The 11,715-nt window shown below is 73.6% G+C and carries 10 protein-coding genes; 3 read left to right on the top strand and 7 right to left on the bottom strand.

Annotated elements, in window-relative coordinates:
• The first annotated feature begins 145 nt into the window (after positions 1-145).
• Complete coding sequence (locus tag ACQYWQ_RS21955) at positions 146-3,229, top strand: hypothetical protein (protein ID WP_431036824.1); 3,084 nt, start codon at positions 146-148, stop codon at positions 3,227-3,229.
• Between the two features lie 260 nt (positions 3,230-3,489).
• Here ACQYWQ_RS21955 and nucS read toward each other — a convergent pair whose 3' ends face one another.
• Positions 3,490-4,161 (bottom strand): endonuclease NucS, encoded by a 672-nt coding sequence (gene nucS, locus ACQYWQ_RS21960; RefSeq protein ID WP_431036826.1) that lies wholly within the window; start codon positions 4,159-4,161, stop codon positions 3,490-3,492.
• Between the two features lie 212 nt (positions 4,162-4,373).
• On the opposite strand from nucS, the gene ACQYWQ_RS21965 reads away from it, so the two are divergent.
• Positions 4,374-4,766: an SCO5389 family protein gene (locus tag ACQYWQ_RS21965; protein ID WP_164287592.1), complete on the top strand. Its 393-nt coding sequence runs from the start codon at positions 4,374-4,376 to the stop codon at positions 4,764-4,766.
• A gap of 154 nt (positions 4,767-4,920) precedes the next feature.
• On the opposite strand, the gene ACQYWQ_RS21970 is transcribed toward ACQYWQ_RS21965, so the two are convergent.
• Positions 4,921-5,952 carry an LLM class flavin-dependent oxidoreductase gene (locus ACQYWQ_RS21970; protein ID WP_431036828.1) on the bottom strand — a complete coding sequence of 344 codons (1,032 nt, stop codon included), beginning with the start codon at positions 5,950-5,952 and terminating at the stop codon, positions 4,921-4,923.
• A 290-nt stretch (positions 5,953-6,242) separates the two neighbouring features.
• Here ACQYWQ_RS21970 and ACQYWQ_RS21975 point away from each other — a divergent pair, with 290 nt between their 5' ends.
• Positions 6,243-6,572, top strand: a complete 330-nt coding sequence (locus tag ACQYWQ_RS21975) for an ATP/GTP-binding protein (protein WP_431036830.1) — start codon at positions 6,243-6,245, stop codon at positions 6,570-6,572.
• 12 nt (positions 6,573-6,584) lie between these two features.
• Here the strand turns inward: ACQYWQ_RS21975 and ACQYWQ_RS21980 are convergent, their stop codons facing one another.
• From ACQYWQ_RS21980 to ACQYWQ_RS22000, 5 genes are all read right to left on the bottom strand, one after another.
• Positions 6,585-7,421, bottom strand: coding sequence for an ABC transporter permease (locus tag ACQYWQ_RS21980; protein ID WP_431036831.1), 837 nt, complete (start codon positions 7,419-7,421; stop codon positions 6,585-6,587).
• On the bottom strand, positions 7,418-8,548 hold the full coding sequence (locus ACQYWQ_RS21985) for an ABC transporter ATP-binding protein (RefSeq protein ID WP_431036832.1): 1,131 nt from the start codon (positions 8,546-8,548) through the stop codon (positions 7,418-7,420). Before ACQYWQ_RS21985 ends, ACQYWQ_RS21980 begins: the two co-directional genes overlap by 4 nt.
• Before the next feature lie 139 nt (positions 8,549-8,687).
• A complete protein-coding gene (locus ACQYWQ_RS21990; RefSeq protein ID WP_431036834.1) occupies positions 8,688-9,458 on the bottom strand; it encodes an ABC transporter permease in 771 nt (256 codons plus the stop codon).
• A gap of 3 nt (positions 9,459-9,461) precedes the next feature.
• A complete protein-coding gene (locus ACQYWQ_RS21995; RefSeq protein ID WP_431036836.1) occupies positions 9,462-10,463 on the bottom strand; it encodes an ABC transporter ATP-binding protein in 1,002 nt (333 codons plus the stop codon).
• Between the two features lie 184 nt (positions 10,464-10,647).
• Positions 10,648-11,583: a cellulose-binding protein gene (locus ACQYWQ_RS22000; protein WP_008745581.1), complete on the bottom strand. Its 936-nt coding sequence runs from the start codon at positions 11,581-11,583 to the stop codon at positions 10,648-10,650.
• Between the last annotated feature and the right edge of the window lie 132 nt (positions 11,584-11,715).

Raw genomic sequence — 11,715 nt, forward strand, 5'->3', positions numbered from 1 at the left:
TCATCCTCCTCGAATCCACACGAGACCGTGATGTACCCGCAGCTGTTCCGACGGGCGGGGTCGGCAATACTGGCCTGAGGTTTTAGGGTGCCTTCGCTTACCGACGGTACAGACGCTCAGACGCTTCTTGGGGGGCACAGGACCAATGGACGAGCGCGAGCCTGAGCTTCCGGCGACCGCGGCGGAGGCCATCGAGGCCGTGGAGGCCGCCGCCGCATCAGGGGGCGGCACGCCGTTCGACGCTTTCGGGGTACGGGACGAGGCCGAGGCCGAGTCCGTCGAGGACGAGGTCACCGACCTCCTCGCCCCCTTCGGGGAGCCTCCCGCCGCCGGGAAGCCCGCGGAGCCCGCACCCGGCGAGCGGGCGCCCGGCGATCAGGCCCCCGGCGAGCGGACGCCCGGCGATCAGGCCCCCGGCGACCTGACGCCCGGCGGTCAGGCCCCCGGCGAGCGGACGCCCGGCGGTCAGGCCCCCGTCGTCCTGCCCAGCGGACTGCCCAAGCGCGAACCGGGACGTACCTCGGCCCCCAGGAACTCCGGCCCCGCGCAGCGGGAGTCCGTCTTCGGCTCCGCCCCCGAGGAGACCGCGGCACCCTCCTTCTTCGGCTCCGCGCCCGCCCCGCGCCCCGAGCCCACCCCGCCGCCCGCCGCGGAAGCGGCGGAGGCCGCGCCCGAGCCCGTACGGGACATGACCTCCGCGCTGCGCCGGCGCCCCCGCCCCGCGCGCGACCCGCTCGGGCCCGACTTCGGGCCGCCCACCGGGCCCGCCAGGACCACCCGCATCGTCGCCGATGACCTCCTGCTGACCGTCAACCCGGTCGACGGCTCCGAGGTCACCCTCTGCCCGCCGGGCGAGCTGCCCGAACGCCCCGCCAAGCGCGGCCCCGCCGTCCGCGCCGAGCGCTCCCGCGCCGCCAGGCCGCCGCTGCCCAGCGGCGCCACCGGCGGCCCGGGGCGCCTCCTGGAGCGCACGGAGATACGGGAGCGCGTCACGCGGCTGCTCGCCCGCGGCCGTTCCGTACGGCTCACAGGCCCCGGCGGCAGCGGCAAGAGCGCCCTGCTCGCCGAACTCGTCGACGCCTGCGCCGACCTCGCCCCCGACGGCGTCGTCCTGCTCAGCGGCCGCGGCCGCACCCCCGCCGACCTCCTCGGCGACCTCGCCGCCGAGGTATTCGAACTCACCCGCCACCGCCCCGGCCCCGCGCTCCTGCGCGAACTCCTCGCCGAGATCGGCGCCGTCGTGATCGTCGACGACCTGGAGTTCGGCGCCGCCGCGCTCGACGAGATACTCGACGCGACCCCCGAGTGCGCCTTCCTCGTCGCCACGACCCCCGACGTCCCCGCCCCCTCCGCGGAAGCCCGCCTGGAGGAGATCGCGCTGCCCGGCGTCGGGCGCTCCGGCGGCCTCGCCCTCCTGGAGCGCGCCGTGGGCCGCGCGCTCACCGAGGAGGAGGCCAACTGGGCGGGTGACCTGTGGTTCGAGTCCGAGGGCCTCCCGCTGCGGTTCGTCCAGGCCGGTGCCCTGCTCCAGCAGCGCGACCAGCTCCTCGCCCGGACCGAGGACGCCGGTGACGAGGACTTCGCGTACTTCGCCGACAGCCAGCCCGACCAGGCCCGCCCCGGCCCCGAGGGCGAGATCCCGCTGCCGACCCTCGCCGAGGGCGCGGCCCCTGCGGCGGCGCTCGCCGCCCGCCTGAGCGAGGCGGCCCGCGAGACCCTGCGGCACGCCGTCGCGCTCGGCGGCGAACTCCCGCACCCCGCCCACCTGCCCGCGCTCACCGGCGACACCCACGCCGACGCGGCGCTCGCCGACCTCACGGCGACCGTCCTCGTCACCCCGGCGGGCAGCGGACACCGCCTCGCGACCGGCGTCCTCGTCCAGCTGGAGGCCGCGGGGTACGCCGAGGACGCGCCCGCCCGCGCCGACGCCGTCGCCCGGCACTACGCCTGGTGGGCCGCGCACCCCTCGGTGACCCCCGAGCGGGTCGCCGCCGAGGCCGAGGCGGTGCTCGCCGCGCTCGCCGCCTGCGTCGCCGAACCACTCCCGCCCGTCGAGGGCGAGGGCGCCGACGACGACCCGGGCGCCGCGGTGCTCCTCGCCCGCGCCGTCGCGCCCGCCTTCGCCGCCGCGCTGCGCTGGGGTGCCTGGGACCGCGTGCTGCGATACGGGCAGGACGCCGCGCGGCGCGCGGGGCGGGTCGCCGACGAGGCGTACTTCCACCACGAACTCGGCGTTCTCGCGCTGTGCGAGGACCGTCCCGAAGCGGCCCGCGCCGAGCTGGAGTCCGCGATCGGGCTGCGCGGCGCGCTCTCCGACCGGCGCGGCACCCTCGCCGGGCGCCGTACCCTCGCGCTCGCCGACGACCGCGCGGGACTCCCGCGGCGGCCCGACGCCGACGAGGCGGAAGGCGGCCTCGTACCGCAGCCGCCCGAGACGACGACAGCGGCGACCGCCGTCGTCGCGCAGCTTCCCGGCGGCTACGACGCGGCGGAGCCGTTCTTCGACCCGCGGGCCGCCACCGAGATCTTCCCGCGCCAGGACCCCGAGGCGGCACCCGGGAGCGAACCCAAGGGGAGTGTGCGGCGCTCGGCCCTCGCGGGGAGCCGCCGCAACCTCGTCGCGGCAGGGGCGGGCGCGCTGCTCGTCGCGGTGCTCGGCACGGTCGTCACGCTGGGCACGCTCTCCGACAACGACGACGCCCCCGCCGACCGCGTCACGACCGAGCACTCCGCGAGCACCGACGACGACAGCGACGGGCTCAGCGCCGACACGCCGCCGGGCGAGAGCGGCTCCACCACGGAGCGGCCGGCCCCCTCGGCCTCGGCGACCGACCCCGGCGAGGACGGTGTGCTCGGCACGGCCGACGACCCCGCGCCCTCCACCGACGCGAGCGGGGCGCCCGGTACCTCGGCCTCCGCGCCGGGCGACGAGCAGTCCACGCCGGACTCCGAGCCGAGCGATTCGCACAAGCCCGGGGGTTCGGGTCCGGGCAAGACCACGAAGCCCCCGACGGGCCCCGGCCCGAGCCAGACGTCTCCCACCGGCACCCCCAGCGACTCGGGCGAGCCTTCGGAGGAGCCCACCGACCCCACCGACGACCCCACGGACCCGGGCGACCCCGGCGAGACCGGCCCCTCCGAGCCCGAGACGAGCAATTCCGCGAGTGAACCTGTCGCGACCGTCACGGCGGGGGACCCGGACGACCCGCAGGGGCCGCAGGTCGCGTGAGCCCGTAGGCGTAGGAGGGGTGACGAGCGGTGGCGGGGCGAACGGCGAGCCCTTCCCGGTGCTCGAAGACCCCTGGTCCCCGGACGCCGACCACACACCGTGAGCGTCCGCCGGATCGCCCCGCGTGAGCGCCTGCCGGGTTTCTCCCCGTTCGGGGCCCGGACAGGCGCGTGATTTGGCCGAACCCACACAGTCGCATGGCATATGCCAAGGGCTGCGGCGGGACGTGCGGGCTGCGGCGGGACCGGCGGGCGTCCGGATCAGAAGAGCCGGAGCTTGTCGTCCTCGATGCCGCGCAGCGCGTCGTAGTCGAGGATCGCGCAGTCGATACCGCGGTCCGTCGCGAGGACACGGGCCTGCGGCTTGATCTCCTGGGCGGCGAAGATACCGCGCACGGGCGCCAAGTGGGGGTCCCTGTTGAGGAGTTCGAGGTAACGCGTGAGCTGCTCGACACCGTCGATGCCGCCCTGGCGCTTCAGCTCGATCGCCACCGTGCGGCCCTCGCCGTCCCGGCACAGGATGTCGACCGGGCCGATCGCCGTCATGTACTCACGGCGGATGAGCGTGTAGCCCTCGCCGAGGGTGTCCAGGCGGTCGGCGAGGAGTTCCTGGAGGTGCGCCTCGACGCCGTCCTTGATGAGGCCGGGGTCGACGCCCAGCTCGTGCGAGGAGTCGTGCAGGACCTCCTCCATCGTGATCACGAGCTTCTCGCCGCCCTTGTTGACCACCGTCCACACCGGGGTGCCCTCGGCCTCGCCCTCCTTGAGGGTGCACGGCGGGGACATCCAGTTCAGGGGCTTGTACGCCCGGTCGTCCGCGTGGATCGAGACGCTGCCGTCCGCCTTCACGAGGATCAGCCGGGGCGCGAGGGGGAGGTGAGCGGTGAGCCGCCCCGCGTAGTCCACGGAGCAACGGGCGATGACAAGGCGCATGGTCGGCAACGCTATCCGACCCGGACCCCTGCTCGCGATCCGCCCCGGAACGGGGGCCCGCGCGGTGGCCGGTTGTGTGCGCGCGCTCCTGGTGTGCTCCCGAAGGCGTGCATAACGTGTTGGCAGGAGGTCGCGACACGAGCACGCTGCGTGTCCGGGCCTCCCGCCCTGTCCGTGGACCCCCGCCGCTCGGGGGTGCGAGAGGAGTATCCATGTCGCTCGACGTCTCACCGGCACTGTTGGCACAGGCCGAGCGAGGCGAGGTGGACGAGGCCGAATTCGTCGACTGCGTCCGGACCTCGCTGCCCTACGCCTGGGAGATGATCAGCTCCCTGGTGGCTCAGCTGAAGGTGGACGGAGGGGACTTCGCCGACAACCAGACGCCTCCGCCCAGCGAGAAGGAGCGCGGCCAGTTGCTGCGCGCGCTCGCCAGCGACGCCATCAGGGGCGCGCTCCAGCGCCACTTCGGCGTCCGCCTCGCCTTCCAGAACTGCCACAGGGTCGCGGTCTTCCCCCTCGACCCCGCCGTCGACGAACGGCTCACGCGCTTCACCTCGGTCCGCGCCCAGCTCCTCAACCAGTCCCCGGAGCTGCGCGACTGCTGACCCCGCACCGCTCTCCCGCCGCGTCGGGGGGCACTCCGTCCCCCGGCGTAGCCGGAACTCATCACTCCGTCGCCTCGCGTCCGTCTGTTTTCAGGCCACGTGGAGCACGTTTCCTACGCCACTCGCCGCCCGTACGTCCCGGACGGCACTCCGTTCAGCCCAGCAACGGCAGCAGCTCGGCCCCCGCCCGTCGCAGGTTCGCCTCCGTCGTCGCGAGATCGCCCGAGCCCTCGGCGAGCAGCGCGAACCGCGTGATCCCGGTGCGCTCCGCCGTCGTCGCGAGCCGCCGCGCGGCCGTCTCGGGGGTGCCGACCGGGTGGATACCGCACAGGAACTCGGTGTACGCGACCGGATCGCGCATCCTGCGCTGCCTGCCGTCCACCGTGACGTGCGCGCCGAGCCCCTCGCGGAACCACTCGGGCATCGCCTTGACGAGGGTGTCGCGGGCCTCGGCGTCGTGGTCGGCGAGCTGGAGCACGCCCGCGCTGATGTGCGCGGCGCCCGCGATCCGCTCGGGCGCGAGCCCGGCCGCGCGCGCCTCGGTGCGCCACAACGCGACCATCGCGGCCTTCTCCTCGTCCCGCGCGTGCATCCCGAGCAGCATCGGCAGGCCGCGCCGCGCGGCGAGCCGCACCGTACCCGGCGAGGTGCACGCCACGACGACCTCGGGGCCCGGCTGTCCGGGCAGCAGCGCCTGCGCGGGGCGGGGCACGACGCTCACCTCGCGGAAGGCGTAGCGCTCGCCGCTCGCGCCGACGCGGCCTTCGCGCAGCCAGCGCAGGAGCAGGTCGAGTGCTTCGGGGAAGTGCCGTTCGAAGGCGTCGATCCCGGCCCCGAAGACCTCCAGGTCCACCCAGGGCCCGCCGCGCCCGACCCCGAGCGAGAACCGTCCCTCGGCGGCGAGGTGCAGGAGCGCGGCCTGCTCGCCGAGCGCGACCGGGTGCGCGGTCGGCAGCACGCTCACCGCCGTGCCCACGCGCAGCCGCCGTGTGCGGCCGAGCAGTAGCGCGGCGAGCGTGACCGCCGAAGGGCAGGTGCCGTACGGCACGAAGTGGTGCTCGGCGAGCCAGACCGCGTCGAAACCGGCCTCCTCGGCGACCTCCGCCGAGCGCACCGCGCGGTGCAGCGCCTCTCCGTGGCCCTGGCCCGGGTACTGCCCCGCCAGGACGAAACTCCCTATCCGCATGAGCCGTTGACGCCTCCTTCGTGCCGTACGGGCAGGATCGCCCGCTTACGGCAACAACGCCTGACACGTGCCAAAGGCACGGCCTGCCGGGAGGATTGGCGGATTGTCCGGGAAGCGGCGGGATCGGGGGCCGCTTGTCTCGGCACCGGGCCCCTGAGGGCACGGGGCGGGGGACGGGGCAGGGCTCGCTCCTCGCTCCCGGCGTGCGCCCCCGGCGCGCGGTGCCCTCGCGGGCGCGCGCGTACGCTGGACGGTATTCCCGTCCGGCCGCAGCCCTGCGAGGTGTTTCAGTGTCCCCCCGCCGCAACCGCCCCAAGGGAGCCCCTGGCTCCGGCCAGCGGGCCGACGAGGACCCGGGCAAGCGCTACGGGCTGCACCAGACCGAGACCTGGCAGGGCGAGGAGTGGTCCGTCCGGCACGTCGCGGGCGCGAGCGCCGTGGGCAAGACGTACCGCTGCCCCGGCTGCGACCAGGAGATCCCCTCGGGCGTCCCGCACGTCGTCGCCTGGTCCGAGTACTCGGGTGTCGACGAGCGCAGACACTGGCACAAGGCCTGCTGGAACGCCCGCGACCGCCGCGCGACGCGCGTGCGGCGCCCGCGCAACGCGCCCCGCTACTGAGCGGGGCCCGGGCTACACGTCCCGCCGGTGCAGCACGGTGAAGGCGCAGCCGACGATCGCGGCCGTGATGACGGCGAGGAAACCGAGCTGAGCGGTGCCGTCGCCCTCCTCCCCCGGGGTGAGCAGGAGCGAGAGGGCGGTCGGCGCGCTGTACTCCATCATCTTCTGCCCGAACTCCTTCGTCGCCTCGATGCCGACGAGGAAGACGGGGAGGATCGTCGGCAGCAGGTAGACGCCGAGCATCGCCGCGATCGCCCCGGCCGAGTGCCGCAGCATCGTCCCCATCGCGAGCGCGAACACGCCGAGCAGCGAGACGTACAGGCTCGTGAGGAGCGCGGGGCGCCCCCAGTGCAGGTCCGCGCCGGACGAGGCGAAGGGCGCGCTCGCGGTCGAGACGATCCCCGTCGAGACGAGCACGGCGACGAAGCTGATCGCCGAGAAGACGAGGAACTTCGCGGCGAGCACGCGGTGGCGCTGCGGCGCGGCGGTCAGCGTCGGGCGGATGAGCCCGGTCCCGTACTCGGACGAGACGACGAGGACGCCGAGGGTCAGCAGGCAGATCGTGCCGAGCAGCAGACCGGGGAAGGCGAAGAGCGTCACACGGTCGTCGTGGCCCATGTGATCGCCCACGGTCGCCGCGAAGGCGAGCCCGACGCCGATGACGAGCAGCACGAAGACGCCGAGGGTCCACAGCGTCGAACGCACGCTGCGGATCTTCGTCCACTCGGCGCGCAGGGCGTGCCCGAGGTGCGCCCGCACGATCGGGATGGGCGACTCGTACGGCGCGGGGGCCGTGTACGCCTCGGCGGAGGCGTACGGGGCGGGGTGCGGCTGCTGCGGGGTGCTCATCGGGCTTCCTCGTGCTCCTGGGGGCCGCCCGCGGGAGCCTTGGCGGGCCAGGGCGCGGCGGCGGGGGCGTCGGCGGCGGGGGCGTCGGCGGTGCGGGGGTACGGGGTGTGCGGGGCGTACCAGCCGGGCTGGCCCGTGCCGGGCGCCGGGGGCTGCGCGGGCGGCCTCTCGCCGAACGGGTCCGGCTCCTCGAAGCCTTCGAGCGAGTCGGCCGTCGAGCGATAGTCCACCTCCGCCTGCGTCAGCCGCATGTACGCCTCCTCCAGCGAGGCGTGGTGCGGCGACAGCTCCCACAGCCGCACCCGCTCCTCGTGCGCGAGATCGCTGATCACGGGGAGCGCGAGCCCCGTGACGCGCAGCGCCCCGTCCGGCTCGGGCAGCACCTGCCCGCCCGCCCCGCGCAGCAGGCCCGCGAGCCGCTCCGCCTCGCCGGGGGCGTCGTCGGGGACCCGTACCCGTGCGAAGTCGGTGGCGTTGTGCGCGATGAAGTCGCGCACGCTCATGTCGGCGAGGAGCCGGCCGCGCCCGATGACGACGAGGTGGTCCGCCGTGAGCGCCATCTCGCTCATGAGGTGCGAGGAGACCAGCACGGTACGGCCCTCGGCGGCGAGCGCGCGCATGAGGCGCCGCACCCACAGGATGCCTTCCGGGTCGAGACCGTTGACCGGCTCGTCGAAGAGGAGGACACGGGGGTCGCCCAGGAGCGCCGCGGCGATGCCGAGGCGCTGCCCCATGCCGAGCGAGAAGCCCCCGGCCGGGTGCTTCGCGACGTCCTGGAGGCCCACGACGCCGAGCACCTCGTCGACCCTGCGGGCCGGGATGCCGGAGAGCTGGGCGAGCGAGAGGAGGTGGTTGCGGGCGGTGCGGCCGCGGTGCACGGCCTTCGCGTCGAGCAGCGCGCCGACCTCGCGGGGCGCGTTGGCGAGCTGCCGGAAGGGGACGCCGCCGATCGTGACGTGCCCGGCCGACGGCTGCTCCAGGCCGAGGATGAGCCGCATCGTCGTGGACTTGCCCGAGCCGTTGGGCCCGAGGAAGCCCGTGACGACCCCGGGCCGCACCGTGAAGGTGAGGTCGTCCACGGCCTTCTTCGCGCCGTACCACTTGCTGAGGCCGTTCGCCTCGATCATCCGCGCACCCGTCCTCGCCGTCCTCTGTCCCCGTGCGGGCACATGTCGCCCCGCATGGGTGAGGAGGCTATCGGGCGCCCCGCGGTTCCCGCCAAGATCGGGCAAAGAAGAACGGCGGGGCGGCCCGGGGCGCCGGGCGTCAGGCGTCCCTGTGGCGCAGCAGCGCGTAACCGACGATCAGCGCCGCCGCGACCCAGGCGACCATGATGAGGAGCCCGCCCCAGGGACCGTACGGGGCGTCGTCGTGCAGCGGCGGAACGACCTGGAGGATCTTCGTGCCCGCCTGGTCGGGGAGGTACTGGCCGACCTTCTTCGTCGCGTTCACGTTGCCGAGGATGTTGGAGATGATGAAGAAGAACGGCATGAGGATGCCGAGCGAGAGCAGCGGGCTGCGCAGCATCGCGGCGATCCCCATCGAGAACATCGCGATGAGCGTCATGTAGAGCGCCGCGCCGAAGACCGCGCGCAGCACGCCCGCGTCGCCGATCGAGGTCCCGTGGTCGCCCAGGATGAGCTGGCCGACGAAGAACGAGACGAAGGCCGTGATCAGGCCGATGAGGAAGGCGAGCGCCGTCGCGACGGCGACCTTCGAGAAGAAGAACACGCCCCGGCGCGGCACCGCGGCGAGCGAGGTGCGGATCATCCCCGTCGAGTACTCGTTCGAGACGACGAGTACGCCGAAGACGATCATCGCGAGCTGGCCGAGGCCCATCCCCGCGAAGCTGATGAAGGTGGGGTCGAAAGTGAGCTTGTCCTCGCGGCTCATGGAGTCGAAGTCGTTGAGCGACACGACGCTGATGAGCACGCCGAGGCCCAGCGTGACGACGAAGGCGAGACCGAGGGTCCACACGGTCGAGGCGACGGAGCGGATCTTCGTCCACTCCGAGTGGAGTACTTGTGGCACGGCCATCGCTCAGTTCCCCTTCCGGTCCCGGTTCCCGCCCCAGCCCTGGCCGCCCGCGGGGGGCGGCGGTGGCTGGCTGCCGGGCGGCGGCGCGGTCCGCCCCGCGCCCGTGTGCGCGTGGTACTCGACCGTCTGGGCCGTGAGCTGCATGAACGCGTCCTCCAGGGAGGCCGACTGCGGGCTCAGCTCGTGCAGTACGAGGCCGTGCTCGTGGGCCAGCTCGCCGAGGCGCGCCGGGTCGGCGTGATCCGCCTCCAGGGTGCCCTCGGCGCCCTCCGTCACCGAGATGCCCTCCTGACGCAGTACGTCGAGGAGGCGTTCGCGCTCGGGGGAGCGGAGCCGGACGAAGGTCCGCGAGTTGTCGCGGATGAAGTCGGCCATCGACGTGTCGGCCATGAGTTTGCCCCGCCCGATGACGACGAGGTGCTCGGCCGTCAGGGCCATCTCGCTCATGAGGTGCGAGGAGACGAAGACGGTACGGCCCTGGTGGGCGAGCGAGCGCATCAGGTTCCTGATCCAGTGGATGCCCTCGGGGTCGAGACCGTTCACCGGCTCGTCGAACATGAGGATGCGCGGATCACCGAGGAGCGCCCCCGCGATGCCCAGGCGCTGGCCCATGCCGAGCGAGAAACCCTTCGCGCGCTTCTTCGCGACCGCCGTCAGGCCCACGACGTCCAGGACCTCGTCGACGCGCCTGGCGGGAATGCCGTTGGACTGGGCCAGGCACAGGAGGTGATTGCGGGCGCTGCGCCCGCCGTGCATCGCCTTCGCGTCGAGCAGCGCGCCGACCTGCGTGAGGGGATCGTCGAGTGCCGCGTACGGCTTGCCGTCGATGAGCACGCGGCCCCGTGTCGGCTTGTCCAGACCGAGCATCATGCGCATGGTGGTCGACTTGCCCGAGCCGTTGGGGCCGAGGAAGCCGGTCACCACGCCGGGGCGCACGGTGAAAGACAGGTCGTCCACGGCGAGTTTGTCGCCGTAGCGTTTCGTCAGCGCTGAGACCTCGATCATGTGTCCACGCTAACGAAGTCCCCGCGCGAACGCCCGGCGGCAGGCGCGCGAGACGGACTCGGCTCCGTAACGGAAACCGGAACGCCGCCTCGCGGGAGCGGAACACCGCCGTACGGAAACCGGGCGGAGGCATCCTGCCTCCGCCCGGTCATCCGGTCGTCACCCCGTACGAGGTGGTGCCGTGTCAGCGCGACTGCTGCGCGGGGACACCCCGCGTGACGGTCTCGTCCTCGGCCGGCGCGCCCGCCGCGGCGACAGCGGCCCCGGTGAGCGTCGCGAGCATCTCGCGCACGTTGGTGAGCTGCGCGTTGATCGAGTCGCGGCGGTTGGTGAGGGCCGCCAGCTCGCGCTCGGACTCGCTGCGGATGCGGTCGGCCTTCGCGTTGGCGTCCGCGACGATGTCCTCGGCCTGGCGCTGCGCCGTCTCGATCGTCTGGCGCGAGCGGCGCTCGGCGTCCGTACGGAGCTTCTCGGCCTCCAGGCGGAGCTGCTCGGCGCGGTGCTCGATCTCCGCGAGACGCTTCTCGGCCTTCGCCTGACGCGAGGCGAGGTCACGCTCGGACTGCTCGCGGCGCTTGGCGAGGTTCGTCTCGAAGTCGGCGGCGGCCTGCGCGGCCTTGGCGCGGGTCTCCTCGAAGAGGGCGTCCGCCTCCTCGCGCTTCGACTGCGCGTCCTTCTGCGCCTCGGCCCGCAGGTTGCCGGCCTCGCCCTTGGCCTTCTCGACGATCCGGACGCCCTCGTCCTCGGCCTTCGCCTTGCGCTCGGAGGCGTAGGACTCGGCGTCGTTGCGCACCTGCTGCGCCGCGGACTCGGCCAGCTCCCTGTGCTGCTCGGCGGCCCTGCGGGCCTCCTCACGCAGGTCCTTGGCCTCTTCCTCGGCGAGCCGCAGGATCTTCTCGACCCGGGCGCCGAGGCCCGCGTACGAAGGCTCCGCGTCACTCACCTGCGCCTGGGCGTTCTGCGTTTCGAGGTGCAGCTCCTCGATCCGCTTCTCCAGGGCGGTGATGCGGTTCAGGGCGCTGTCACGGTCGGAGACGAGCTTCGAGATGCGTTCGTCCACCTGAGCGCGGTCGTACCCACGCCGCACAAGCTCGAAGCCGTAGGGGGAAGTGTCGCTCATGGGGTTCCTGTCGAAAGAGACCGGTGAGGTGATAGGGGGAATCCTAGGGGTCGGGGCGGCGTGTCATCGAGTAAATGCCCGTTTGATCTGGAGAATGCCACCCCTTTTGTGCGTGCGTGGACCGTAATCTTC

This window comes from Streptomyces sp. P6-2-1 (genome assembly GCF_050613165.1).
Taxonomy (GTDB): Bacteria; Actinomycetota; Actinomycetes; order Streptomycetales; family Streptomycetaceae; genus Streptomyces.

Coding starts and splice junctions, on each gene's coding strand:
- ACQYWQ_RS21955 (WP_431036824.1), top strand. CDS start 146: ATGGACGAGCGCGAGCCTGAGCTTCCGGCGACCGCGGCGGAGGCCATC.
- nucS (WP_431036826.1), bottom strand. CDS start 4,161: ATGCGCCTTGTCATCGCCCGTTGCTCCGTGGACTACGCGGGGCGGCTC.
- ACQYWQ_RS21965 (WP_164287592.1), top strand. CDS start 4,374: ATGTCGCTCGACGTCTCACCGGCACTGTTGGCACAGGCCGAGCGAGGC.
- ACQYWQ_RS21970 (WP_431036828.1), bottom strand. CDS start 5,952: ATGCGGATAGGGAGTTTCGTCCTGGCGGGGCAGTACCCGGGCCAGGGC.
- ACQYWQ_RS21980 (WP_431036831.1), bottom strand. CDS start 7,421: ATGAGCACCCCGCAGCAGCCGCACCCCGCCCCGTACGCCTCCGCCGAG.
- ACQYWQ_RS21985 (WP_431036832.1), bottom strand. CDS start 8,548: ATGATCGAGGCGAACGGCCTCAGCAAGTGGTACGGCGCGAAGAAGGCC.
- ACQYWQ_RS21990 (WP_431036834.1), bottom strand. CDS start 9,458: ATGGCCGTGCCACAAGTACTCCACTCGGAGTGGACGAAGATCCGCTCC.
- ACQYWQ_RS21995 (WP_431036836.1), bottom strand. CDS start 10,463: ATGATCGAGGTCTCAGCGCTGACGAAACGCTACGGCGACAAACTCGCC.
- ACQYWQ_RS22000 (WP_008745581.1), bottom strand. CDS start 11,583: ATGAGCGACACTTCCCCCTACGGCTTCGAGCTTGTGCGGCGTGGGTAC.